The sequence below is a fragment of the Caballeronia sp. Lep1P3 genome, from assembly GCF_022879595.1.
Taxonomy (GTDB): domain Bacteria; phylum Pseudomonadota; class Gammaproteobacteria; order Burkholderiales; family Burkholderiaceae; genus Caballeronia.
Window position 1 is genome coordinate 390,750 of the sequence record NZ_CP084265.1, and the last position, 22,527, is coordinate 413,276.

Annotated in this window: 29 protein-coding genes; 28 read left to right on the forward strand and 1 reads right to left on the reverse strand. The window is 63.0% G+C overall.

Going from position 1 to position 22,527, the window contains the following annotated elements:
* Nucleotides 1-96 precede the first annotated feature (96 nt).
* From LDZ27_RS01830 to tatC, 25 genes are all read left to right on the forward strand, one after another.
* A complete protein-coding gene (locus LDZ27_RS01830) occupies nt 97-912 on the forward strand; it encodes an ABC transporter ATP-binding protein (protein ID WP_244815057.1) in 816 nt (271 codons plus the stop codon).
* Complete coding sequence (gene mlaE, locus LDZ27_RS01835; protein WP_244815058.1) at nt 909-1,676, forward strand: lipid asymmetry maintenance ABC transporter permease subunit MlaE; 768 nt, start codon at nt 909-911, stop codon at nt 1,674-1,676. Before LDZ27_RS01830 ends, mlaE begins: the two co-directional genes overlap by 4 nt.
* A 93-nt stretch (nt 1,677-1,769) precedes the next feature.
* Nucleotides 1,770-2,381 (forward strand): outer membrane lipid asymmetry maintenance protein MlaD, encoded by a 612-nt coding sequence (gene mlaD, locus LDZ27_RS01840; RefSeq protein ID WP_244815059.1) that lies wholly within the window; start codon nt 1,770-1,772, stop codon nt 2,379-2,381.
* A 9-nt stretch (nt 2,382-2,390) separates the two neighbouring features.
* The gene (locus tag LDZ27_RS01845) at nt 2,391-3,341 is read left to right on the forward strand and encodes a VacJ family lipoprotein (protein ID WP_244815060.1); all 951 of its coding nucleotides are present in this window, start codon (nt 2,391-2,393) and stop codon (nt 3,339-3,341) included.
* 123 nt (nt 3,342-3,464) lie between these two features.
* Nucleotides 3,465-4,097 (forward strand): phospholipid-binding protein MlaC, encoded by a 633-nt coding sequence (locus LDZ27_RS01850; RefSeq protein WP_244815061.1) that lies wholly within the window; start codon nt 3,465-3,467, stop codon nt 4,095-4,097.
* Nucleotides 4,094-4,381: a lipid asymmetry maintenance protein MlaB gene (locus LDZ27_RS01855; RefSeq protein WP_244815062.1), complete on the forward strand. Its 288-nt coding sequence runs from the start codon at nt 4,094-4,096 to the stop codon at nt 4,379-4,381. Before LDZ27_RS01850 ends, LDZ27_RS01855 begins: the two co-directional genes overlap by 4 nt.
* A 206-nt stretch (nt 4,382-4,587) precedes the next feature.
* Nucleotides 4,588-5,514 (forward strand): ABC transporter ATP-binding protein, encoded by a 927-nt coding sequence (locus LDZ27_RS01860; protein WP_244815063.1) that lies wholly within the window; start codon nt 4,588-4,590, stop codon nt 5,512-5,514.
* Complete coding sequence (locus LDZ27_RS01865; RefSeq protein WP_244815064.1) at nt 5,511-6,266, forward strand: ABC transporter permease; 756 nt, start codon at nt 5,511-5,513, stop codon at nt 6,264-6,266. Before LDZ27_RS01860 ends, LDZ27_RS01865 begins: the two co-directional genes overlap by 4 nt.
* A 16-nt stretch (nt 6,267-6,282) precedes the next feature.
* Nucleotides 6,283-6,522 (forward strand): BolA family protein, encoded by a 240-nt coding sequence (locus LDZ27_RS01870; RefSeq protein ID WP_244815065.1) that lies wholly within the window; start codon nt 6,283-6,285, stop codon nt 6,520-6,522.
* A 176-nt stretch (nt 6,523-6,698) separates the two neighbouring features.
* The gene (gene murA, locus LDZ27_RS01875; protein WP_244815066.1) at nt 6,699-7,970 is read left to right on the forward strand and encodes a UDP-N-acetylglucosamine 1-carboxyvinyltransferase; all 1,272 of its coding nucleotides are present in this window, start codon (nt 6,699-6,701) and stop codon (nt 7,968-7,970) included.
* The gene (gene hisG, locus LDZ27_RS01880) at nt 7,967-8,659 is read left to right on the forward strand and encodes an ATP phosphoribosyltransferase (RefSeq protein WP_244815067.1); all 693 of its coding nucleotides are present in this window, start codon (nt 7,967-7,969) and stop codon (nt 8,657-8,659) included. The genes murA and hisG overlap by 4 nt, the downstream gene beginning before the upstream one ends.
* A gap of 45 nt (nt 8,660-8,704) precedes the next feature.
* Nucleotides 8,705-10,027, forward strand: a complete 1,323-nt coding sequence (gene hisD / locus LDZ27_RS01885) for a histidinol dehydrogenase (RefSeq protein WP_244815068.1) — start codon at nt 8,705-8,707, stop codon at nt 10,025-10,027.
* A 50-nt stretch (nt 10,028-10,077) separates the two neighbouring features.
* Entirely contained in the window at nt 10,078-11,151 is a 1,074-nt protein-coding gene (gene hisC / locus LDZ27_RS01890) for a histidinol-phosphate transaminase (RefSeq protein ID WP_244815069.1), read from the forward strand.
* A gap of 34 nt (nt 11,152-11,185) precedes the next feature.
* Nucleotides 11,186-11,773, forward strand: coding sequence for an imidazoleglycerol-phosphate dehydratase HisB (gene hisB, locus LDZ27_RS01895; RefSeq protein WP_244815070.1), 588 nt, complete (start codon nt 11,186-11,188; stop codon nt 11,771-11,773).
* A 36-nt stretch (nt 11,774-11,809) separates the two neighbouring features.
* On the forward strand, nt 11,810-12,430 hold the full coding sequence (locus LDZ27_RS01900) for a YchE family NAAT transporter (RefSeq protein ID WP_244815071.1): 621 nt from the start codon (nt 11,810-11,812) through the stop codon (nt 12,428-12,430).
* Nucleotides 12,427-13,068, forward strand: coding sequence for an imidazole glycerol phosphate synthase subunit HisH (gene hisH, locus LDZ27_RS01905; protein WP_244815072.1), 642 nt, complete (start codon nt 12,427-12,429; stop codon nt 13,066-13,068). The genes LDZ27_RS01900 and hisH overlap by 4 nt, the downstream gene beginning before the upstream one ends.
* A gap of 127 nt (nt 13,069-13,195) precedes the next feature.
* The gene (hisA, locus tag LDZ27_RS01910; RefSeq protein WP_244815073.1) at nt 13,196-13,948 is read left to right on the forward strand and encodes a 1-(5-phosphoribosyl)-5-[(5-phosphoribosylamino)methylideneamino]imidazole-4-carboxamide isomerase; all 753 of its coding nucleotides are present in this window, start codon (nt 13,196-13,198) and stop codon (nt 13,946-13,948) included.
* A 94-nt stretch (nt 13,949-14,042) separates the two neighbouring features.
* Entirely contained in the window at nt 14,043-14,816 is a 774-nt protein-coding gene (hisF, locus tag LDZ27_RS01915; protein ID WP_244815074.1) for an imidazole glycerol phosphate synthase subunit HisF, read from the forward strand.
* A gap of 3 nt (nt 14,817-14,819) precedes the next feature.
* Nucleotides 14,820-15,224, forward strand: coding sequence for a phosphoribosyl-AMP cyclohydrolase (gene hisI / locus LDZ27_RS01920; protein WP_244815075.1), 405 nt, complete (start codon nt 14,820-14,822; stop codon nt 15,222-15,224).
* Nucleotides 15,221-15,589, forward strand: a complete 369-nt coding sequence (locus LDZ27_RS01925; RefSeq protein ID WP_244815076.1) for a phosphoribosyl-ATP diphosphatase — start codon at nt 15,221-15,223, stop codon at nt 15,587-15,589. Before hisI ends, LDZ27_RS01925 begins: the two co-directional genes overlap by 4 nt.
* A gap of 42 nt (nt 15,590-15,631) precedes the next feature.
* Nucleotides 15,632-16,024, forward strand: coding sequence for a hypothetical protein (locus LDZ27_RS01930; protein WP_244815077.1), 393 nt, complete (start codon nt 15,632-15,634; stop codon nt 16,022-16,024).
* Nucleotides 16,025-16,058: 34 nt separating this feature from the next.
* Nucleotides 16,059-16,421: a histidine triad nucleotide-binding protein gene (locus LDZ27_RS01935; protein WP_244815078.1), complete on the forward strand. Its 363-nt coding sequence runs from the start codon at nt 16,059-16,061 to the stop codon at nt 16,419-16,421.
* Between the two features lie 155 nt (nt 16,422-16,576).
* On the forward strand, nt 16,577-16,810 hold the full coding sequence (gene tatA / locus LDZ27_RS01940; protein ID WP_244815079.1) for a Sec-independent protein translocase subunit TatA: 234 nt from the start codon (nt 16,577-16,579) through the stop codon (nt 16,808-16,810).
* A 36-nt stretch (nt 16,811-16,846) separates the two neighbouring features.
* Nucleotides 16,847-17,377, forward strand: coding sequence for a Sec-independent protein translocase protein TatB (gene tatB, locus LDZ27_RS01945; protein ID WP_244815080.1), 531 nt, complete (start codon nt 16,847-16,849; stop codon nt 17,375-17,377).
* A 43-nt stretch (nt 17,378-17,420) separates the two neighbouring features.
* Nucleotides 17,421-18,197 (forward strand): twin-arginine translocase subunit TatC, encoded by a 777-nt coding sequence (tatC, locus tag LDZ27_RS01950; RefSeq protein ID WP_244815081.1) that lies wholly within the window; start codon nt 17,421-17,423, stop codon nt 18,195-18,197.
* A 103-nt stretch (nt 18,198-18,300) separates the two neighbouring features.
* Here the strand turns inward: tatC and LDZ27_RS01955 are convergent, their stop codons facing one another.
* Entirely contained in the window at nt 18,301-19,527 is a 1,227-nt protein-coding gene (locus LDZ27_RS01955; protein ID WP_244815082.1) for a S1C family serine protease, read from the reverse strand.
* Nucleotides 19,528-19,547: 20 nt separating this feature from the next.
* Between LDZ27_RS01955 and LDZ27_RS01960 the strand changes: the two genes are divergently transcribed.
* The 3 genes from LDZ27_RS01960 to LDZ27_RS01970 all read left to right on the forward strand — a co-directional run bounded on the left by LDZ27_RS01960 (nt 19,548) and on the right by LDZ27_RS01970 (nt 22,512).
* Nucleotides 19,548-20,294 (forward strand): Nif3-like dinuclear metal center hexameric protein, encoded by a 747-nt coding sequence (locus LDZ27_RS01960; RefSeq protein ID WP_244815083.1) that lies wholly within the window; start codon nt 19,548-19,550, stop codon nt 20,292-20,294.
* 214 nt (nt 20,295-20,508) lie between these two features.
* Nucleotides 20,509-21,129 (forward strand): ubiquinol-cytochrome c reductase iron-sulfur subunit, encoded by a 621-nt coding sequence (petA, locus tag LDZ27_RS01965; protein WP_244816011.1) that lies wholly within the window; start codon nt 20,509-20,511, stop codon nt 21,127-21,129.
* A complete protein-coding gene (locus LDZ27_RS01970) occupies nt 21,130-22,512 on the forward strand; it encodes a cytochrome bc complex cytochrome b subunit (protein ID WP_244815084.1) in 1,383 nt (460 codons plus the stop codon).
* Nucleotides 22,513-22,527: the final 15 nt, after the last annotated feature.

The following is a 22,527-nucleotide window of genomic DNA, read 5'->3' on the forward strand; positions in this document are numbered from 1 at the left end:
AGTTCCGAAAAGAGGGGGCACGGCAGCCTAGGCAAAGCACCGATTGCACGCAGGCCCTATAATGCGGCGTTTTGCGTCAACGGAACTTCTTACCCAGTGCCAGCCCCTTCCGAGACCCTGCTAGAGCTTCGCGACGTCGACTTCGGCTACGGCGACCGGCTCGTCCTGTCGAACCTGAACATGCGTTTCACGCGTGGGCAGGTGGTCGCGGTCATGGGCGGTTCCGGCTGCGGCAAGACCACGACGCTCCGGCTGATCGGCGGTCTCGTCAAGGCGAGCCGCGGCAAGGTCATGTTCGGCGGCCAGGACGTCGGCGCACAGTCGCGCGACGGCCTGTACGCGCTGCGCCGCAAAATGGGCATGCTGTTCCAGTTCGGCGCGCTCTTCACGGACCAGACCGTGTTCGAGAATGTGGCGTTCCCGCTGCGCGAGCACACGAATCTGCCGGAAGAACTCATCCGCGATCTCGTGCTGATGAAGCTCAACGCGGTCGGCTTGCGCGGTGCGCGCGACCTCGCGCCGTCGGAGATTTCGGGCGGCATGGCGCGGCGCGTGGCGCTTGCGCGCGCCATCGCGCTCGATCCCGAGCTCATGATGTACGACGAGCCGTTCGCCGGCCTCGATCCCATTTCGCTCGGCATTACCGCGCAACTCATTCGCACGCTGAACGACGCGCTCGGCGCCACGTCCATTCTGGTCACGCACGACGTTCCCGAATCCTTCGCCATCGCGGACTACGTGTACTTCATCGCGAACGGCGGCATCCACGCGGAAGGCACGCCGGAGCAGTTGCGCGCGTCGGAAGACCCGACCGTGCGGCAGTTCATCGACGGCACGCCCGACGGTCCCTTCAAGTTCCACTACGCGAGCCAGAATCTCGCGGCGGATTTCGGCATCGGAGGCAAGGCATGATCAGCGCGCTCGGACGCTGGGTGCTCGACGGCTTCGGCACCGCCGGCTACGCGACGCGCATGCTCGCGCGCCTCGTCCTCGAATTCTTCCCGCTGCTGCGGCGCCCGCGCCTTGTCACGAAGCAGATCCACTTCGTGGGCAACTATTCGCTCGTGATCATCGCGGTGTCCGGCTTGTTCGTCGGCTTCGTGCTTGGCTTGCAAGGCTATTACACGCTCAATCGCTACGGCTCGGAGCAGGCGCTCGGGCTGCTCGTCGCGCTGTCGCTCGTGCGCGAACTCGGGCCGGTCGTCACGGCGCTGCTTTTCGCTGGGCGCGCGGGCACGTCGCTGACCGCCGAAATCGGCCTGATGAAGGCCGGCGAGCAACTCACGGCAATGGAAATGATGGCCGTCGATCCGATCAAGGTCGTCGTCGCGCCGCGCATGTGGGCGGGCATCATCGCCATGCCGATGCTCGCGGCCATTTTCAGCGCGGTCGGCGTGATCGGCGGCTATGTGGTCGGCGTGCTGCTGATCGGCGTCGATCCGGGCGCGTTCTGGTCGCAGATGCAGGGTGGCGTGGATGTGTGGCGCGATGTCGGCAACGGCGTCGTGAAAAGCGTCGTGTTCGGTTTCGCGGTGACGTTCATCGCGTTGTTCCAGGGCTACGAGGCCCGGCCGACGCCGGAAGGCGTGTCGCGCGCGACCACGAAGACGGTCGTGTATGCCTCGCTCGCCGTGCTCGGCCTCGACTTCCTGCTGACCGCGTTGATGTTCAGCTAATGAACCGCGCGCGGGCGCCCGGAAGGGCGTGGGCGTTGTGAAGGGCACAGACCGTCACGCGCGATCCGCGACAAGATTCTCTTTGGAAAGACGATGAAAAAGACTGCTCTCGACTTTTGGGTCGGCCTCTTCGTGGTGCTGGGTTTCGTGGCGCTGCTGTTTCTCGCGCTCAAGGCGGGCAATATGAGTTCCCTGTCGTTCCAGCAAACCTACGCGGTGCGCCTCAAGTTCGACAACATCGGCGGCCTCAAGCCGCGCGCGCCCGTGAAGAGCGCGGGCGTGACGGTCGGGCGCGTCGGCTCGATCGGCTTCGACGCGAACACGTACCAGGCGGTCGTGACCATCGACATCGACAAGCAGTACCAGTTTCCCAAGGATTCGTCCGCGAAGATCCTGACCTCCGGGCTGCTCGGCGAGCAGTACATCGGTCTGGAGCCGGGCGGCGACGATCAGATGCTCAAGGACGGCGATTCCATCACCATGACGCAATCGGCCGTCGTGCTGGAAAACCTGATCGGCCAGTTCCTCTACAACAAGGCGGCCGATTCCGGCGCGTCGAAGTCCGCGACGCCGGCAGCGCCTGCAGCGCCGGCCCCGGCTTTCCCCGGTGCGGCAAGCGCGATGGGCGCAACGGCAGCGAGCGCGATTGGCGCAGCGCCGGCGAGCGCGTCCGCGGCAAGCGCGGCTTCGGGTTCCGCACAATAAGGAGAAGCTATGTACGCGATGCCGCTGCGGCGCGCGCTGGTTTCGGCGGCGACTGTGACGCTCGCCGGTTGCGCGACGGTGACGACGCCCACGAAGGGCGATCCGTTCGAAAGCTACAACCGGACGATGTTCACGATCAACGACAAGGTCGATCAGATTGCGCTGAAGCCGGTCGCGAAGGCTTACGTCTGGGCCTTGCCGGAGCCGGTGCGCAATAGCGTCACAAACTTTTTCTCGAATATCGGCGACGTCTACATCGCGGCCAACAATCTGTTGCAGTTGAAGATTGCAGACGGCGTGTCGGACATCATGCGCGTCGCGGTCAATACGCTCTTCGGTGTCGGCGGCCTCTTCGACGTCGCCACGGTCGCGAAGCTGCCGAAGCACGCCGGCGACTTCGGCCTGACGCTCGGGCACTACGGCGTGCCACCGGGCCCATACCTCGTCTTGCCGCTGCTCGGCCCGAGCACGGTGCGCGATACGAGCGGTCTCGTCGTCGATTATTTCGGCAGCCCGCTGACCTACGTGAGTCCGGATTCCGTGAGCTGGGCGCTGTACGGCGTGAACCTCATCAACACGCGGGCGAATCTGCTCGGCGCGACCGACGTTCTCGCCGATGCCGCGCTCGACAAGTACTCGTTCGTCCGCAATGCGTACCTGCAGCGTCGCCAGTATTTGATCGGCGGCGACACCGATAACGGCAGCACCATGCCGAACTACGACGAAGCGCCGCTGCCGACCTACGCCGAGCCCGATGGCGCGGGCGGCGCGGTGGGCGCATCGGCAACGACGGTGCCACCCGCGGCGGCATCGGCGGCCGAGAGCGCATCGGGCGCGGCTCCTGCTTCGGGAACTGCAGTAGCCCCGAGCGCGGCGAGTGGGAGCAACGCGACGGTGCCGGGCAATCAGTACGTGCCGCCGCGCGCGCCGCCTGGCTTCCCTTCGTTCCGCTTGCGCTGAGCGCATCCGCGCTAACGCGCGGTAACATAACTGACAGCCTTTTTTACAGCTTGGCGCGTGCGCGGCCTGAACTCGCTTTGGACCGCGCACTCAAACCCAAGCCACTTTTCTGCAGGATCTGCGATGAAAAAACTTATTTTGTTTCCCTTGTTTGCCATGTTGATGGCGGTGTGCGGCGCGGCGTCGGCGCAAACCGTCGATGCGAACTCGCCTGACGGCATGATCAAGACCATCACGCAGCAGGTTCTCGATCAGATCAAGTCCGACCCGCAGCTTCAGTCAGGCAACGTCCAGCGCATCACCGAACTCGTGAATCAGAAGATCCTGCCGTACACGGACTTCACGCGCACCACGCGCCTCGTGATGGGCCGCAACTGGAACTCGGCCACGCCGGAGCAGCAAAAGCAGATCGTCGAGCAATTCAAGATGCTGCTGATCCGCACGTACTCGGGCGCGCTCGGTCAGGTTCGCAACCAGACCATCGAATACAAGCCGTTCCGCGCTTCGCCGCAAGATACGGATGTCGTCGTCCGCTCGGTCGTGATGAACAACGGCCAGCCGGTCGAACTCGATTATCGCCTGTACAAGACGCCGCAAGGCTGGCGCGTCTACGACATCAACGTCCTCGGCGCATGGCTGATTCAGGCGTATCAGCAGCAGTTCAGCGAGCAGATTTCGCAACGCGGTGTCGATGGCCTGCTGCAGTTCCTCACGCAGCGTAATCAGCAAATCGCGAGCGGCAAGGCAGCGTCGTGAGCGCAGTCGCCACCGGCGGCCGTTTCCAGACGGCCGCAACGCTGACGCACGAGAGCGCGAAGGCCGCGCTCGAAGCGGGTCTCTCGCGCATCGGCGCCGGCGCGACGGAAGTGGATTGCTCGCCGCTCCGGCAATTCGATTCGTCTGCGCTCGCCGTGCTGCTCGCATGGCAACGCGCGGCCACCGCGCGCGGCTTTGCGCTCGGCATCGTCAATTTTCCCTCCGGGCTTGCGAGTCTCGCGCGAGCCTACGGCGTCGACACGCTGCTCACCTTCCGACATTGATCCTGTCCTGACTTCTCAGGCGCGGCGGCGCGCGCATCGAGCGCGACACCGCCGCAAACAGGATCGCTCCGACGTCGGGTCCACCGCCTTTGCCCTATAATCAAACGTTTTTTCTGGCGCGACCCCGGCCCTTTTGAGCGAGCCAGGACCCGTCGAGCGTCAATCCGCACAATCGAGGCGCGCTGCGCAACGCGCGCGCACTGTCAATGTCAGCCATAGAAATCCGAAACGTCCGCAAGCGCTACAAGGACCTGCAGGCGCTCAAAGGCGTGAGCCTCACGGTGGAAGAGGGCGAGTTCTTCGGCCTGCTCGGTCCGAACGGCGCGGGCAAGACCACACTCATCAGCATTCTCGCCGGACTGGCGCGCGCCGATAGCGGCACGATCAGCGTGCGCGGTCACGATGTCGTCACCGATTTCCGCGCCGCGCGCCGCGCGCTGGGCATCGTGCCGCAGGAACTCGTGTTCGATCCGTTCTTCACCGTGCGCGAGTCGTTGCGTATTCAGTCCGGTTATTTCGGGCTGCGTCACAACGACGACTGGATCGATGAAGTCATGGCCAATCTCGACCTCACCGAGAAAGCCGACGTCAACACGCGCGCGCTGTCGGGCGGCATGAAGCGCCGCGTGCTCGTCGCGCAGGCGCTGGTGCACCGGCCCCCTGTCATCGTGCTGGACGAGCCCACGGCCGGCGTCGACGTCGAGCTTCGCCAAACGCTCTGGAAGTTCATCTCGCGCCTCAATCGCGAAGGCCACACTATCGTGCTGACCACGCATTACCTCGAAGAAGCCGAGTCGCTGTGCGACCGCCTCGCGATGCTCCGGCGCGGCGAGATCGTCGCGCTCGAACGCACGAGCGCGCTCCTGCAGCGATTCGCCGGCATGCAGCTTTACCTGCGCTTCTCTAGTGGCGTTTTGCCCGCCGACCTGCGCCAGCTCGAAGTCGATCCGCACGCGGTATCAGGCGCGCAGCATTTGCTGCGCTTGTCGAGCTACGACGACGTCGAGCCGATTCTCGCGAAATGCCGCGCTGCCGGCTGCACATTCGACGAAATCGAAGTGCGCAAGGCCGACCTCGAAGACGTTTTCCTGCAAGTCATGAACGAGCCGGAAATGGTCGAGGGACTTTCATGAGCGGCTTCCAGACGTTGTTCTACAAGGAGCTGCTGCGCTTCTGGAAAGTGTCGTTTCAGACGGTGCTCGCGCCGATCATCACGGCGCTTCTGTATCTCACCATCTTCGGTCACGCGCTCTCGGGCCACGTTCAGGTGTATCCGGGCGTCGGCTACACGAGCTTTCTCGTGCCGGGCCTCGTGATGATGAGCGTGTTGCAGAACGCGTTCGCGAACAGTTCGTCGTCGCTGATTCAGTCGAAAATCACCGGCAATCTGGTGTTCGTGCTGCTGCCGCCCATCGCGCATTGGGAAATGTTCTTCGCCTATGTGCTGGCGTCGGTCGTGCGCGGCTTGTGCGTTGGGCTTGGCGTGTTCATCGTGACGATATGGTTCGTCCCGATGTCTTTCTCCGCGCCGCTCTACATCATTGCGTTCGCGATCCTCGGCTCGGCGATTCTCGGCACGCTCGGGTTGATCGCCGGCATCTGGGCCGACAAGTTCGACCAACTGGCCGCGTTTCAGAACTTCCTCATCATGCCGCTCACGTTTCTGTCGGGCGTGTTCTATTCGACGCATTCGCTGCCGTCCGTCTGGCGCGCGGTGTCGCATCTGAACCCGTTTTTCTACATGATCGACGGCTTCCGCTACGGCTTTTTCGGCCTGTCGGATGTGAACCCGCTCGTGAGCCTCTGCATCGTGAGCGGCTTTCTGGCCGTGCTGGCCTTGATCGCCGTGCGTCTGCTCGCGAGCGGCTACAAGCTGCGCCACTAATATCAAGGAGACTTCCATGTTGCCGACTCCGGAGCAAGTGAAGGATTACATCGCGGCCGGCCTTGCCTGCCAGCACCTCGAAGTCGAAGGCGACGGCCAGCATTTCTTTGCGACCATCGTGAGCGATGCGTTCGTCGGCAAACGGCTGATCGCGCGTCATCAACTGGTCTACGCGGCGCTCGGCGAGCGCATGCGCGAGGAGATTCATGCGCTCAGCATGAAGACCCTCACTCCCGACGAATGGAAATCGGCCTGAGTCCATCCGGTAAGCCCAGACAGGCCACACGCCCAACCCTCAGCAACAGCTAGCAACACCCGGCATCACCGGCAGAAGCAGGCAGAACCAGGCAGCAAAGAGTGCGAATCATTCAAGACAACCGCGGCGCCGAGTCCGGCTCCGCAGCAGGACGCTCGGTCGAAGGAGAAGCAACCATGGACAAACTCGTCATCACCGGGGGCACGAAGCTCTCGGGCGAAATCACCGTTTCGGGCGCGAAGAACGCGGCGTTGCCCATTCTCTGCGCGAGCCTTCTCACCGCCGACGACGTCCATCTGTCGAACGTGCCGAACCTGAAAGACGTTCGCACGACGCTGGAACTGTTGCGTCAGATGGGCGTGCGGTCGGAAGCCATGAGCGATGGCCGCGTGACGCTCAACGCATCGAAGGTGGATAACCTCGTCGCGCCTTACGAGATGGTCAAGACCATGCGCGCGTCGATTCTCGTCCTCGGCCCGCTCGTCGCGCGCTTCGGCGAAGCGAAGGTGTCGCTGCCCGGCGGCTGCGCGATCGGCGCGCGTCCGGTCGATCAGCACATCAAGGGCCTTCAGGCGATGGGCGCGGAGATCAACATCGAGCACGGCTTCATCGAAGCGCGCGCGAAGCGTCTGAAGGGCGCGCGCATCGTCACGGACATGATCACCGTGACCGGCACCGAGAATCTGCTGATGGCGGCGGTGCTCGCCGATGGCGAAACGATCATCGAGAACGCGGCGCGCGAGCCGGAAGTCAGCGATCTCGCGAATCTGCTCGTCGCGATGGGCGCGAAGATCGACGGCATCGGCACCGACCGGCTCGTGATCCAGGGCGTCGAGAAGCTGCATGGCGCGCGTCACGCCGTTGTGCCGGACCGTATCGAGGCAGGCACGTTCCTGTGCGCGGTCGCGGCGGCGGGCGGCGATGTCACGCTGCGCCACGTGAGCCCGTCTCTGCTCGACGCGGTCACGGCGAAGCTGCGCGAAGCGGGCGTGTCCATCGAGGAAGGCGACGACTGGATGCGCGTGAGCATGAACAAGCGCCCGGCAGCGGTGAACATCCGCACGTCCGAATATCCCGCGTTCCCGACCGACATGCAGGCGCAGTTCATGGCGCTCAACACGATCGCGAGCGGCACGTCGCAAGTCGTGGAAACGATCTTCGAAAATCGCTTCATGCACGTCCAGGAACTGAACCGTCTGGGCGCGAGCATCACCATCGACGGCAATACGGCGCTCGTCGCGGGCGTCGGGCAATTGTCGGGCGCGAAAGTGATGGCGACCGACCTGCGCGCGTCGGCGAGCCTCGTGATCGCCGCGATGTGCGCGGAAGGCCAAACGCTCATCGACCGCATCTACCATCTGGACCGCGGCTATGACCGCATGGAATCGAAGCTGACGGCGGTCGGCGCGAACGTTCGCCGCATCAAGGGCAGCGGGAGCGAGCAATGAGCGCGTTGCCGCAGACGTCGTCGTCGGTTGAGCCGAGCGCGCCGCTCACGCTCGCGCTCTCGAAAGGGCGTATCTTCGAGGAAACCGTGCCCTTGCTCGCCGCCGCCGGCGTGCAGGTCGCGGAAGATCCGGAAAGCTCGCGCAAGCTCATCCTGCCGACCACCAATCCGAACCTGCGCGTCATCATCGTGCGCGCAACCGATGTGCCGACCTACGTCGAATACGGCGCGGCGGATTTCGGCGTCGCGGGCAAGGACGTGCTGATCGAGCACGGCGGCAGCGGCCTGTATCAGCCGGTCGATCTGAACATTGCGTGCTGCCGGATGTCGGTGGCGGTGAAGGCCGGCTTCGACTACGCGAACGCGGTGCGCCAGGGCGCGCGCCTGCGCGTCGCGACGAAGTACACGCAGACGGCGCGCGAGCATTTCGCGGCGAAGGGCGTGCACGTCGATCTGATCAAGCTGTACGGCTCGATGGAACTCGCGCCGCTCGTCGGCCTGGCGGACGCCATCGTCGATCTCGTCAGCTCGGGCGGCACGTTGCGCGCGAACAATCTGGTCGAGGTCGAGGAAATCATGCAGATCTCGTCGCGACTCGTCGTGAATCAGGCGGCGCTCAAGCTGAAGCGCGCGGCGCTCAAGCCGTATCTCGACGCTTTCGAGCGCGCCTCGGCCGGGACGAACAACTAGGGCGGCCGCCTCGCGCTTGCCGTCCACAGCAAATCGGAAACCAGCATGTCTATCAAGATTCGTAAGCTCGATTCCAGCACCGATGGTTTTCAGAAGGCGCTGCGCGCGGTGCTCGCGTTCGAGGCGAGCGAGGACGAAGCGATCGAGCGCGCCGTCGCGCAGATTCTCGCGGACGTGAAGGCGCGCGGCGACGCGGCCGTGCTCGAATACACGAACAAGTTCGATCGCCTGAAAGCGGATAGCGTCGCGGCGCTCGAATTGCCGCCGTCGGAACTGGAAGCCGCGCTCGAGGGCCTCGAGCCGAAGCGCCGCGCGGCGCTCGAAGCGGCGGCGGCGCGCGTGCGCGGCTATCACGAGAAGCAGCGCATCGAGTGCGGAAGCCATAGCTGGCAATACACGGAAGCCGACGGCACCGTGCTCGGCCAGAAGGTGACGCCGCTCGACCGCGCGGGCATCTACGTGCCGGGCGGCAAGGCGGCATATCCGTCGTCGGTGCTGATGAATGCGATTCCGGCGCGCGTCGCGGGCGTGAAGGAAATCGTGATGGTCGTGCCGACGCCCGACGGCGTGAAGAATCCGCTCGTGCTCGCGGCCGCGCTGCTGGGCGGCGTGGACCGCGTGTTCACCATCGGCGGCGCGCAGGCGGTCGGCGCGCTCGCTTACGGCACGGAATCGGTGCCGGCGGTCGACAAGATCTGCGGTCCGGGCAACGCGTATGTAGCGTCGGCGAAGCGTCGCGTGTTCGGCACCGTGGGCATCGACATGATCGCGGGACCGTCCGAGATTCTCGTCATCTGCGACGCCACCACCGATCCGCGCTGGGTCGCGATGGACCTCTTTTCGCAAGCCGAGCACGACGAACTCGCGCAATCCATTCTGCTGTGCCCGGACGCGACGTTCATCCAGCGCGTCGAGGATGCGATCGTCGAATTGCTGCCCGCGATGCCGCGCCGCGATGTCATTCAGCGTTCGCTCGAAGATCGCGGCGCGCTCATCAAGGTGAAGGACATGGCCGAAGCGTGCGCGATCGCGAACGACATCGCGCCGGAGCATCTGGAAATTTCCGCGCTCGATCCGCATCAGTGGGCCGCGCAGATTCATAACGCGGGCGCGATGTTCCTCGGCCGCTACACGAGTGAAAGCCTCGGCGACTATTGCGCCGGACCGAACCACGTGCTGCCGACTTCGCGGACCGCGCGCTTCTCGTCGCCGCTCGGCGTGTACGACTTCATGAAGCGTTCGAGCGTGATCGAAGTGAGTTCGGAGGGCGCGCAGACGCTCGGCGAAATCGCGGCGGAACTCGCGTACGGCGAAGGCTTGCAGGCGCACGCGAAGAGCGCGGAATACCGGATGAGGAACATCGGCTGAAGCGAGCCGGTCCGATCAAACGAAGTGGCCCGAGAGCCGCTGGCGGCATCATGACGACACCACAAGACATCATTCGCCCCGACATCCTCGCGATGACGAGCTATCCCGTGCCCGAGTCGACTGGGCTCGTCAAGCTCGACGCGATGGAGAACCCCTACGCGCTGCCCGCGGATCTCGCCGAACGCCTCGGCGCGCATCTCGCGGGCGTCGCGCTGAACCGCTATCCGGCGCCGCGTCCCGCCGATCTGCTCGCGAAGCTCAAGCGCGCGATGCACGTTCCCGACGCCTGCGACGTGCTGCTCGGCAACGGCTCCGACGAACTGATCAGCATCATGTCGATCGCGTGCGCGAAGCCGGGCGCGAAAGTCGTCGCGCCCGTGCCGGGCTTCGTGATGTATCAGATGTCGGCGGCGTTCGCGCATCTGGAGTTCATCGGCGTGCCTTTGCGCGCGGACTTCACGCTCGACGTCGATGCCTTGATCGCGGCCATCGAAGCGCACGCGCCCGCACTCGTCTATCTCGCGTATCCGAACAACCCGACCGGCACGCTTTACGACGACGCCGACATGGAGCGCGTGATCGCGGCGGCGTCGAAGAGTCTCGTCGTGATCGACGAGGCGTATCAGCCGTTCGCCGAGAAAACGTGGATGCCGCGCGCCGCGCAGTTCGACAACGTCGTAGTGATGCGCACAGTGTCGAAGCTCGGGCTCGCCGGCATCCGCCTCGGCTATATGGCGGGCCGCCCAGCGTGGATCATGCAGTTCGACAAGGTGCGCCCGCCCTACAACATCAACGTGCTGACGCAGGCGACCGCCGATTTCCTGCTCGATCATCTCGACGTGCTCGACGCGCAAGCCGCCGCCCTGCGCGACGCGCGCGCCCAGCTCGCGCGCGAAGTCGCCGCGCTGCCGGGCATGACCGTCTATCCGAGCGCGGGCAATTTTCTGCTCGTGCGCGTGCCCGATGCGGCAGTGGCGTTCGAAACACTGCTCACTTCGCGGGTTTTGGTGAAAAACGTGAGTAAAATGCACGCGTTGCTTTCAAATTGCGTGCGTTTGACGGTCGGAACCGCCGAGGAAAACGCGCACATGCTCGCGGCGCTGAAGAAACTCGCGCCGAACTGATCACCTCTTTCTTCGAAAGTCTCAAGGAATCACCATGCGTATTGCGGAAGTCGTTCGCAACACCAGCGAAACGCAGATCCGTGTGAAGCTCGATCTCGACGGCACCGGCAAGCAGAAGCTCGCCACCGGCGTGCCGTTCCTCGATCACATGCTCGACCAGATTGCCCGTCACGGCCTGTTCGACCTCGAAATCGAAGCGCATGGCGACCTCCATATCGACGATCACCATACCGTCGAAGACACCGGCATCACGCTTGGGCAAGCGGTGGCGAAGGCCATCGGCGACCGCAAGGGCATCCGCCGCTACGGTCACTCGTATGTGCCGCTGGACGAAGCGCTGTCGCGCGTCGTCATCGACTTTTCGGGGCGGCCGGGGCTCGAGTTCCACGTTCCGTTCACGCGCGCGCGCATCGGCAATTTCGATGTCGATCTCACCATCGAGTTCTTTCGCGGCTTCGTGAATCACGCGGGCGTCACGCTGCATATCGACAACCTGCGCGGCATCAACGCGCACCATCAAGTCGAGACCGTGTTCAAGGCGTTCGGCCGCGCGCTGCGCATGGCCGTCGAATTCGACGAACGCGCGGCGGGGCAGATTCCGTCGACCAAAGGCAGTCTCTGAACGACGACGATTCGGCGCTGCCGGCGCCGGGTGCACATGGATCTTTTCAAGTCGTTCATATCCTTGCTCGCGCTGATCAACCCGATCGGCGCGATACCGTTTTTCCTGAGCCTCACTTCGCAGCAGTCCGACGTGGAGAAGCGCAACACCATCCGCGTCGCGTGCGTTTCGGTGTTCTGCGTGATCGCGGTGACGGCGTTGCTCGGTCAGCAGATCATCGCGTTCTTCGGCATTTCCGTCGGGTCGTTCGAAGTCGGCGGCGGCATCATCATGTTGCTGATGGCGATCAGCATGTTGAACGCGCAAGTCGGCAACGCGCGCTCGACGCCGGAAGAGCGCATGGAAGCGGAGGAGCGCAACAGCATCGCGGTCGTGCCGCTCGCGATTCCGCTGCTCACCGGGCCGGGTTCGATCAGCACGGTCATCGTCTATGCTGCAAATGCGCAGCATTGGTACGACCGCTTCGGCCTCGTGCTGCTGGGCGCGATCATCGCCGCGCTCTGCTTCGGCGCGCTGAATCTGGCGGAGCCGATCGCGCGCTGGGTCGGGCGCACCGGAATCAATATCGGCACGCGTCTCATGGGATTGATGCTGTCGGCGCTGGCGGTGGAGTTCATCGTCAACGGGTTGAAGGCCCTCATGCCTACTTTGAAATGAAAACTTCGATTGCGATTGTTGATTACGGAATGGGCAACCTGCGCTCGGTGTATCAGGCGCTGAAGAAGGCCGCGCCCGACGCGGACGTGGCGATCGTCGACGAGCCGCAGGCCATTCACGCGGCCGATCGCATCGTGCTGCCGGGACAAGGCGCGATGCGCGACTGCATGGCGCATCTCGGGCAATCGGGCCTGCAGGAAGCAGTGATGCTGGCATCGCGCGAAAAACCGATGCTCGGCGTGTGCGTCGGCGAGCAGATGCTTTTCGACTGGAGCGAAGAGGGCGACACGCGAGGCCTCGGTCTGTTCCCCGGCAAGGTGGTGCGTTTTCAGCTCGAAGGCCGGCTGCAGGACGACGGCTCGCGCTTCAAGGTGCCGCAAATGGGCTGGAACCGCGTGCGTCAGACGCAGAAGCATTCGATGTGGGACGGCATTGCGGACGGCGCGTTCTTTTACTTCGTGCACAGCTATCACGTCGTGCCGGACAACCCGGCGCATACGTCGGGCGAAACCATCTACGGCGATCCGTTCACGTCGGCGGTCGCGCGTGACAACATCTTCGCGACGCAGTTTCACCCCGAAAAAAGCGCGGACGCGGGCTTGCGCCTGTATCGCAATTTCGTGCACTGGAACCCGTGAGCGGCATCGCACGCGGGTTTTTCGCGCGCATCCCGCGTGCGATCGAGTGCTGCAAGACTTGTACTACACTAGCGAGACGGCCCGCGCGGCCGTTCTCATCCACTTCACCCAGAAACTAGCGATACCTATGCTGCTCATTCCGGCCATCGATCTCAAAGACGGTCAGTGCGTGCGCCTCAGACAAGGCGATATGGACCAGGCGACCATTTTTTCAGAAGATCCGGCGGCGATGGCCCGGCACTGGGTCGACAAAGGCGCGCGGCGGCTGCATCTCGTCGATTTGAACGGCGCATTCGCGGGCAAGCCGAAGAACGGCGAGGCGATCCGCGCCATCATCGAGGAAGTGGGCAGCGAGATTCCGGTGCAATTGGGCGGCGGCATCCGCGATCTCAACACCATCGAACGCTATCTGGACGATGGTCTGTCCTACGTGATCATCGGCACGGCGGCGGTGAAGAATCCCGGCTTCCTGCAGGATGCGTGCACCGCGTTCGCGGGGCATATCATCGTCGGCCTCGACGCGAAGGACGGCAAAGTGGCCACCGATGGCTGGAGCAAGCTGACCGGCCACGAAGTCGTGGACCTCGGCCGCAAGTTCGAGGACTACGGCTGCGAGTCCATCATCTATACCGACATCGGACGCGACGGCATGCTTCAGGGCATCAACATCGACGCGACCGTGCGGCTCGCGCAAGCCGTCAAGATTCCGGTGATCGCGAGCGGCGGATTGTCGAGCATCGCGGACATCGAATCGCTCTGCGAAGTCGAGGGCGAAGGCATCGAAGGCGTGATCTGCGGCCGCGCGATCTACTCCGGCGATCTTGATTTCAAGGCGGCGCAAACACGCGCGGACGCGCTGCGCGAAGCCGACGACGCCTGAGGCGACGTCCCGCTTCGAATCTTGCGCGAGCATTTTTGTGGCGCGCCGGGCGGCGCGTGCCGCCCTCAACGTATCGAACCGCAGTGGCAAAGACATGGCTCTCGCTAAACGCATCATCCCCTGTCTCGACGTAACCGCCGGGCGCGTCGTGAAGGGCGTCAACTTCGTCGAACTGCGCGACGCCGGCGATCCCGTCGAGATCGCGCGGCGCTACGACGATCAGGGCGCCGACGAACTCACGTTCCTCGACATCACCGCGACTTCCGACCAGCGCGATCTCATTCTGCCGATCATCGAAGCGGTCGCGTCGCAGGTCTTCATTCCGCTGACCGTCGGCGGCGGCGTGCGTGCGGTCGAAGACGTGCGCCGGCTGCTCAACGCGGGCGCGGACAAGATCAGCATGAACTCGTCGGCGGTGGCGAATCCGCAGCTCGTGCGCGACGCGTCGGACAAGCACGGCTCGCAATGCATCGTCGTCGCGATCGATGCGAAGCGCGTCTCGTCCGAAGGCGAGCCGCCGCGCTGGGAAGTGTTCACGCATGGCGGGCGCAAGGCGACGGGGATCGACGCAATCGAATGGGCGCGCAAGATGGCCGAGCTCGGCGCGGGCGAGATTCTTTTGACGAGCATGGACCGCGACGGCACGAAAGCCGGCTTCGATCTCGCGCTCACGCGCGCCGTGTCGGATGCGGTGCCGGTGCCGGTGATCGCGTCGGGCGGCGTGGGGTCGCTCAGGCATCTGGCGGACGGCATCGTCGAGGGACACGCCGACGCGGTGCTCGCGGCGAGCATCTTCCATTACGGCGAGCACACGGTCGGCGAGGCGAAGCGCTTCATGGCCGATCAAGGCATTTCGGTGAGGATCTGAACCGTGAGCGATCAGGCCGTCTGGCTCGATAAAGTGAAGTGGGATGCGAACGGACTCGTGCCGGTGATCGCGCAGGAAGCCTCCACCAATGACGTGCTGATGTTCGCGTGGATGAATCGCGAGGCGCTCGCGAAGACCATCGAACTGAAGCGCGCCGTCTATTTCTCGCGTTCGCGGCAGCGGCTGTGGTTCAAGGGCGAGGAATCGGGACATGTGCAGCATGTCCACGAAGTGCGCCTCGACTGCGACGAAGACGTCGTGCTGCTCAAGGTCGAGCAAGTGTCGGGCATCGCGTGCCACACCGGCCGCCACTCGTGTTTTTTCCAGAAATTCGAAGGCACCGCGGAAAACGGCGAATGGCTCGCCGTCGAGCCGGTCCTGAAAGATCCAGAAAGCATTTACAAATGACGCAAGCCACCACGCTGGACACGCTGCTACGCCTTGCCGCCGTCATCGACAGCCGCAAGGGCGGCGATCCGGAACAATCCTACGTTTCGCGACTCTTTCATAAAGGTGACGACGCCGTGCTGAAGAAAATCGGCGAGGAAGCGACGGAAGTCGTCCTCGCTGCGAAGGACGCGCGTCAGGGCGGCGCTTCGAAGGCGCTCGTCGGAGAAGTCGCCGATTTGTGGTTCCATTGTCTCGTGATGCTGTCGCATTTCGATTTGAGCCCCGCCGATGTGATCGCCGAACTGGAGCGGCGCGAAGGCTTGTCGGGCATCGAGGAGAAGGCGCTGCGCAAGTCGCGCGAGCGCGAGCAGAACGGCGGCTGACGAGGTTTCGCCCACTTTCTCGCGCGAGCGGAGGAGGCAAGCATGACCGGACCCTACGAACCGTATCCGCCGCCGGTGTACCGGAAGCCGGCGCAAGCGGAGCGCGAGCGCGGCCTGCGCACGCTGACACACGTGCTGTACGCGCTTTACGCGTCGTACTGGCTGACCGGCGGGCTGACCGTGCTCGTCGCGATCATCATCAATTATCTGAAACGCGCCGATACCGTCGGCACGCCATATCAGGCGCATTTCACCTGGCAAATCCGCACGTTCTGGTGGGCGGTGCTCGGGCATCTGGTCGGCGGCGCGCTGGTGTTCGTCGGCGTCGGCTTTCTAATCTTGTTCGTGGTCGGCATCTGGACGCTCTATCGCGTCATCAAAGGCTGGCTGTTCCTCTACGAAAACAAACCGATCGACCCGCGCGCGTGGTTTTGATGCGCAACGCCCGACAACCGGATACCGCCAATACATGAGCCAAGACAACTGCATCTTCTGCAAGATCGCCTCGGGTCAACTTCCGAGCACGAAGGTTTATGAGGACGACGAGTTCGTCGCTTTCAACGACATCAATCCCGCCGCCCCGGTCCACGTGCTGGTCATTCCGCGAAAGCATATTGAGACGCTTTCGGACTGTTCCGAAAGCGATGCACCGCTGCTTGGTAGAATGGTAAGTCTCGTTGGCCGTTTGGCGAAGGAATTAGGCGTTTCCTACACAGGAGGAAACACTGGCTTTCGAACGGTCATCAACACTGGGCCAGGCGGCGGGCAGGAGGTGTACCACATTCATGCACACCTTTTGGCTGGAGAGCGCCCGTGGCGGCGGATGGGCTGAGCGCCGGTTTCTTCGGCGTTTAGCTTTTCAACGCCATACTGGGCGCGCAAAATTGAAATCTGTTGGCTGAGGCGGTCATGCTTCGGCGCTCGCTGCAAAGCCAGCCTTCCGTCGCGGAAAAGGCGCTGCGGCAGAAATTGGGAGAGTTTTCATTCATGGGTTCGTTAAGCATTTGGCATTGGTTGATCGTTCTGTTGATCGTGGCGCTCGTTTTCGGGACGAAGAAACTGCGCAACATCGGCGGCGATCTCGGCGGCGCGGTGAAGGGTTTCAAGGAAGGCATGCGCGAGGGCGACACGCCCGCCTCCACCGATCAGCGCGAACTGCCGCGTAACGGCACGGTGGACGTGGAAGCGAAGGACAAGACCCGCCCGGGCGATTACCGCTAAGCGCACCGGCGACCGTAACCCTCCACAGTTCTTTCAATGCTCGATCTCGGTCTGACGAAAATGGCGCTCATCGGCGTCGTCGCGCTGGTGGTGCTCGGGCCGGAGCGTCTGCCCGGCGTCGCGCGCACGGCCGGCGCGCTCTTCGGGCGCGCGCAGCGCTACATCAACGACGTGAAGTCCGAAGTGGCGCGTGAAATGGAACTCGACGAACTGAAGAAGATGCGAACCGAGTTCGAGGCGGCGGCATCGAACGTGGAGTCGAACATCCACGACACGCTGCGGCGCCACGAGTCCGACCTGAACGACGCGTGGAACGAGGGCACGTCGGTCGCGCCGGGCATCGCGGGTGAAGGGGCGTCGTCGGTGGATGACGGCGGCGCGTTAGCCGCGCCGTGGACGCGCACCGCGTCGACGCAAACCAGGCGCAAGAACTGGCGCGTCAAGCAGAGCGCGGTTCCGAACTGGTACAAGCGCACGACCGCGCGGCGCACGCGCGTGCAATCGGGCGCAGCGCGTGTCGCCCGGCATACGCCCGCAACCTTGCGCCGTCCGACGAAATTCTTCTGAACGGCCGCATTCCTTTCATCGATGATCCCTACCGAGGGCCGGCGTGAGCGACCCGCAACAAAATAAAGACGAGCCCGTCGAAGAGACGTTCATTTCGCATCTGGTCGAACTGCGCGATCGCATCATGCGCGCGGGGGCTTCGGTCATCGTCGTGTTCGTCTCGCTCGTGTATTGGGCGCCCGACATCTTCAAACTGCTCGCGCGTCCGCTGATGCAGAACCTGCCGCGCGACGGCAAGATGATCGTCACCGACGTCACCGGCTCGTTCTTCGTGCCGATGAAGGTCACGATGCTCGTTGCCTTCGTCATTGCGCTGCCGATCGTCCTTTATCAGATCTGGGCGTTCGTCGCGCCGGGGCTTTATCAGCACGAAAAGAAGCTCGTCGCGCCGCTCGTTTTCAGCAGCTACGCGCTCTTCCTTTGCGGCATGGCGTTCGCGTATTTCGTCGTGTTTCCGACCATCTTTCGCGTGATGGCGCATTACAACGCGCCGCTCGGCGCGGAGATGACCACGGATATCGACAACTACCTCAGCTTCGTGCTGACGATGTTCCTCGCGTTCGGGGTGACGTTCGAGGTGCCGATCGTCGTCGTGCTGCTGGCGCGCATGGGCGTCGTCTCGATTGCGAAACTCAAGCAGATTCGACCGTATGTGATCGTCGGCGCGTTCATTATCTCGGCGGTCGTCACGCCGCCGGACGTCTTCTCGCAGCTCATTCTCGCGATTCCGCTCATCGTTCTCTACGAAGCGGGGATTGTCGCGGCGCGGCTGGTGGTCGGCAAGGAAGCGGTAAAAAGCGAGGAAGTGGTCGCGAAGTAGTGCGGCAGATTGTCGCGGGGTCAGTATTCGAGCGGCGCGCGTGAATCGCAAAAAAGGCGGCCTGGAATCATCCAGCCGCCTTTTTCTTTGGATCAACGACCGCTTACTCGTCGCCCTGATCGCTCTGATCGCCCTGATCGTCGTCCGGCATCTGTGGCGTACGGGGCTGCGCGGGCCGCTTGCCGATGGTCACGTTCACGTCCAGTTCCTTGTTCTTGCGCATCAGGTGCACTTTCACTGCAGTGCCCGGCTTGATCTGCGCGACCACGTTGAGCAGGCGCGTCGTGTCGGTGATCGAGTCGTCGTTAATGCTCACGAGAATGTCGCCCGGCTTGATGCCGGCCTTGTCGGCGGGGCCGCCTTGCAGCACGCCCGCGACGATCGCGCCGGACTTCTGGTCGAGACCGAACGATTCCGCGATCTCGGGCGTGACGTCCTGCGGTTCGACGCCGATCCAGCCGCGCGTGACGGTGCCTGTCGTGATGATGCTTTCGAGCACGCTGCGCGCGGTGGACACGGGAATCGCGAAGCCGATGCCGAGCGATCCGCCGCTGCGCGAATAGATTGCCGTGTTGATGCCGAGCAGATTGCCGTTCACGTCGACGAGCGCCCCGCCCGAATTGCCGGGGTTGATCGCCGCGTCCGTCTGAATGAAGTTCTCGAACGTATTGATGCCGAGGTGATTGCGCCCGAGCGCGCTGACGATACCCATCGTGACCGTCTGCCCGACGCCGAAAGGATTGCCGATCGCGAGCACGACATCGCCAACGTGCGTCTGGTCCATGCGCCCGAGCGTGATACTCGGCAGGTTCGTCATGTTGATCTTGAGCACGGCGAGATCGGTTTCGGGATCGACGCCGATGACTTTCGCGCTCGACGTGCGGCCGTCCGCGAGCGCGACTTCGATCTGATCCGCGCCATCGACGACGTGCTGGTTCGTTAGAATGTAACCTTCCGAGCTGACGATGACCCCTGACCCGAGATTGGACGCGGGCGGCTCGTCGCTCTTGCGCCTGTTCTTGTCGCCGAAAAAGTACCGGAAGAGGGGATCTTTCGCGCGCGGGTCCGGCGGCAAGTTGCCGTCCTTGCTGGAGAACACGTTCACCACCGCGGGCATCGCCTTCTGCGCGCCGTCCGCGTAAGACGACTGGGCCGGGCGCGAGCCGATGCTCGGCGCCACTTCCTGTAACGCGACGATTGGCTCGGCGAGTTGTTTGCCGAACTGGCCCTGACGTTGAAGCCACTGCGGTTTCAGGGTCGCGATGATGAACATCAGAGCCAAAAGCACGGTGACCGCTTGGGCGAAAAACAGCCAGAAGCGTCTAAGCATTTGAAGGGATAGAGGATTTCATGGATCGGATCGAACTCGAATTGTATCTGAACAACCTGCTGGAAATCGGTCGCTTCAAGGACTATTGCCCGAACGGCCTACAGGTTGAAGGCGCGCGCCGCGTTCAGAAAATCGCGACCGGCGTGACCGCATCGCTCGCCTTCCTGGAGGCTGCGCTCGAATGGGGCGCGGACACGGTTCTCGTGCATCACGGCTACTTCTGGCGCAACGAGGCGCCGCAGATCACGGGGCGCAAGTATCGGCGGCTGCGCACGCTGATCGCGAATGACGTCAATCTCTTCGCGTATCACCTTCCGCTCGACGCGCATCCCGATCTCGGCAACAACGCGCAGCTCGGCGCGCGGCTCGGCCTGATAGCGGACGGCCGTTTCGCGGATCAGGACCTTGGCTGGATCGCGCCGCTCACCATGCCGCTTTCGCTCGAACACTTCACGGCCACGGTCGAGAATGCGCTCGGCCGCAAGCCGCTCGTCTTCGGCAATTCGGACCGCGAGTTGCGGCGCGTCGCGTGGTGTACGGGCGGCGCGCAGGGCTATTTCGAAGCGGCAATCGAGGCCGGCGCGGACCTTTACGTCAGCGGCGAAGTCTCCGAACAGACCATGCACATCGCGGCGGAATCCGGCGTGGCGTACATCGCGGCGGGACATCACGCGACGGAGCGCTACGGCGTGCAGGCGGTCGGCGCGCATCTCTCGGAGGAGTTCGATATTGAACATCTATTTATCGATATCGATAATCCCGTCTGATCCGCGTCCACGGCTTTTTGCTTTCTCCGGCGCTTGCGGCACCCTGAAAGCACGCTTCACGAAAATGCGCGAAAACGTGGGGAAAACCCGAAAGGCCGGCCTGTTTCGGGCGGATTTCCCTAAACGGGCCTTGTAAATGGCAACTCCATTCGCGCACACTAGCGGCGGAACACTGATGTGACGGTATAAATCCAACTCAGAAGTGGGGCGTGTGATGCGAGACAAGGACGATAAGCGTGTCGATGGCGGCCGCCGTACCTGGCTGATTACGACGACCGTGGCAGGTGGTGTTGGCGGTGTGGCAACGCTGGTTCCGTTTGTCGGTTCGTTTGCTCCATCGGAGAAGGCGAAGGCGGCGGGCGCGCCCGTCGAGGTCGATATCAGCGGACTGAAGCCGGGCGAGATGATGACCGTCGCCTGGCGAGGCAAGCCGGTGTGGATCGTCAATCGCACCGACGAAATGCTGTCCGACGTCACGAAGGCGGATAGCGAAGTCGCCGATCCGAAGTCCAAAGTGGAATTCACGATGCCGTTGCCGGAGTACTGCAACAACGAGTATCGCTCGCGCGCCGATCACAAGAACATCTTCGTGGCGGTCGCCGTCTGCACGCATCTCGGCTGCACGCCGACGCCGCGTTTCACCGAAGGCCCTCAACCGAATCTCCCCGATAACTGGCCGGGCGGCTTCCTTTGCCCGTGCCACGGCTCGACCTATGACATGGCCGGCCGCGTCTTCAAGAACAAGCCCGCGCCGCAGAACCTGGACGTGCCTCCGTACATGTTCACTTCCGCGACGCAACTCGTGATCGGCAAGGACGAAAAGGGAGAGGCTTAAATGACGACCGCAGACAAGGATGTGGAAACGACGGGTCTTATCGGCTGGATCGACCGCCGCTTTCCGCTGACATCGAGCTGGAAGAAACACGTTTCCGAATACTACGCGCCGAAGAATTTCAATTTCTGGTACTTCTTCGGATCGCTTTCGCTGCTGGTGCTCGTCATTCAGATCGTGACCGGCATTTTTCTCGTGATGAATTACAAACCCGACGCGACGCTGGCATTCGCGTCGGTCGAGTACATCATGCGCGAAGTGCCGTGGGGCTGGCTAATCCGCTATATGCATTCGACGGGCGCGTCGATGTTTTTCGTCGTCGTTTATCTGCATATGTTTCGCAGCCTCATGTACGGGTCATATCGCAAGCCGCGCGAACTGGTCTGGATTTTCGGCTGCGCGATTTTCCTTTGCCTGATGGCCGAGGCGTTCTTCGGCTATCTGCTGCCCTGGGGACAAATGTCGTTCTGGGGCGCGCAAGTGATCGTGAATCTGTTTTCCGCGATTCCCTTCATCGGCCCGGATTTGTCGCTCTGGATTCGCGGCGATTACGTGGTGTCCGATGTGACGCTCAATCGCTTCTTCGCGTTTCACGTCGTCGCGATTCCGCTGGTGCTGATTGGGCTCGTGGTCGCGCATCTGGTCGCGCTTCACGAAGTTGGATCGAATAATCCGGACGGCATCGAGATCAAGGCAAAGAAGGACGCGAACGGCATTCCGCTCGATGGCATTCCGTTTCATCCGTATTATTCGGTGCACGATTTCATGGGCGTGTGCGTGTTTTTGCTGATCTTCGCGGCGATTATCTTCTTCGCGCCGGAGATGGGCGGGTATTTTCTGGAAGCGAATAACTTCGTGCCGGCCAATCCGCTGCAGACGCCGTCTGAAATCGCGCCGGTGTGGTATTTCACGGCGTTCTACGCGATGCTTCGCGCAACCACCGATCCGTTCAAGATCGTGCTGATGATCGTGATCGCGCTGCTCGGGCTTTTCGCGCTCTTGCGTGCGCGCGGCAAATGGCGCATCGGATTGCCGGTGCTTGCGCTGGTCGTCATCGTGTTCATGGCGCTCACCGAATCCAAGTTCTGGGGCGTGGTCGTAATGGGTACGGCCGTCGTTTCACTTTTCTTCTTGCCGTGGCTGGATCGCAGTCCGGTGAAGTCGATTCGCTATCGGCCGCTCTTTCACAAAGTCTTTTACGCGATTTTCGTGTTTGCGTTTCTCGTTCTCGGCTTTTTGGGAACAAGGCCGCCATCGCCGGCCGCGACTCTGATTGCGCAAATCTGCGCGCTCATCTATTTCGCGTTTTTCCTCGGCATGCCTTTCTGGACGCCGCGCGGCAGATTCAAGACGCCGCCCGAGCGAGTGAACTACAAACTTCATTGAGCTCACGTCCGGAGA

Coding starts and splice junctions, on each gene's coding strand:
- mlaE (WP_244815058.1), top strand. CDS start 909: ATGATCAGCGCGCTCGGACGCTGGGTGCTCGACGGCTTCGGCACCGCC.
- mlaD (WP_244815059.1), top strand. CDS start 1,770: ATGAAAAAGACTGCTCTCGACTTTTGGGTCGGCCTCTTCGTGGTGCTG.
- LDZ27_RS01845 (WP_244815060.1), top strand. CDS start 2,391: ATGTACGCGATGCCGCTGCGGCGCGCGCTGGTTTCGGCGGCGACTGTG.
- LDZ27_RS01850 (WP_244815061.1), top strand. CDS start 3,465: ATGAAAAAACTTATTTTGTTTCCCTTGTTTGCCATGTTGATGGCGGTG.
- LDZ27_RS01860 (WP_244815063.1), top strand. CDS start 4,588: ATGTCAGCCATAGAAATCCGAAACGTCCGCAAGCGCTACAAGGACCTG.
- LDZ27_RS01865 (WP_244815064.1), top strand. CDS start 5,511: ATGAGCGGCTTCCAGACGTTGTTCTACAAGGAGCTGCTGCGCTTCTGG.
- LDZ27_RS01870 (WP_244815065.1), top strand. CDS start 6,283: ATGTTGCCGACTCCGGAGCAAGTGAAGGATTACATCGCGGCCGGCCTT.
- murA (WP_244815066.1), top strand. CDS start 6,699: ATGGACAAACTCGTCATCACCGGGGGCACGAAGCTCTCGGGCGAAATC.
- hisG (WP_244815067.1), top strand. CDS start 7,967: ATGAGCGCGTTGCCGCAGACGTCGTCGTCGGTTGAGCCGAGCGCGCCG.
- hisD (WP_244815068.1), top strand. CDS start 8,705: ATGTCTATCAAGATTCGTAAGCTCGATTCCAGCACCGATGGTTTTCAG.
- hisC (WP_244815069.1), top strand. CDS start 10,078: ATGACGACACCACAAGACATCATTCGCCCCGACATCCTCGCGATGACG.
- hisB (WP_244815070.1), top strand. CDS start 11,186: ATGCGTATTGCGGAAGTCGTTCGCAACACCAGCGAAACGCAGATCCGT.
- LDZ27_RS01900 (WP_244815071.1), top strand. CDS start 11,810: ATGGATCTTTTCAAGTCGTTCATATCCTTGCTCGCGCTGATCAACCCG.
- hisH (WP_244815072.1), top strand. CDS start 12,427: ATGAAAACTTCGATTGCGATTGTTGATTACGGAATGGGCAACCTGCGC.
- hisA (WP_244815073.1), top strand. CDS start 13,196: ATGCTGCTCATTCCGGCCATCGATCTCAAAGACGGTCAGTGCGTGCGC.
- hisF (WP_244815074.1), top strand. CDS start 14,043: ATGGCTCTCGCTAAACGCATCATCCCCTGTCTCGACGTAACCGCCGGG.
- LDZ27_RS01925 (WP_244815076.1), top strand. CDS start 15,221: ATGACGCAAGCCACCACGCTGGACACGCTGCTACGCCTTGCCGCCGTC.
- LDZ27_RS01930 (WP_244815077.1), top strand. CDS start 15,632: ATGACCGGACCCTACGAACCGTATCCGCCGCCGGTGTACCGGAAGCCG.
- LDZ27_RS01935 (WP_244815078.1), top strand. CDS start 16,059: ATGAGCCAAGACAACTGCATCTTCTGCAAGATCGCCTCGGGTCAACTT.
- tatA (WP_244815079.1), top strand. CDS start 16,577: ATGGGTTCGTTAAGCATTTGGCATTGGTTGATCGTTCTGTTGATCGTG.
- tatB (WP_244815080.1), top strand. CDS start 16,847: ATGCTCGATCTCGGTCTGACGAAAATGGCGCTCATCGGCGTCGTCGCG.
- LDZ27_RS01955 (WP_244815082.1), bottom strand. CDS start 19,527: ATGCTTAGACGCTTCTGGCTGTTTTTCGCCCAAGCGGTCACCGTGCTT.
- LDZ27_RS01960 (WP_244815083.1), top strand. CDS start 19,548: ATGGATCGGATCGAACTCGAATTGTATCTGAACAACCTGCTGGAAATC.
- petA (WP_244816011.1), top strand. CDS start 20,509: ATGCGAGACAAGGACGATAAGCGTGTCGATGGCGGCCGCCGTACCTGG.
- LDZ27_RS01970 (WP_244815084.1), top strand. CDS start 21,130: ATGACGACCGCAGACAAGGATGTGGAAACGACGGGTCTTATCGGCTGG.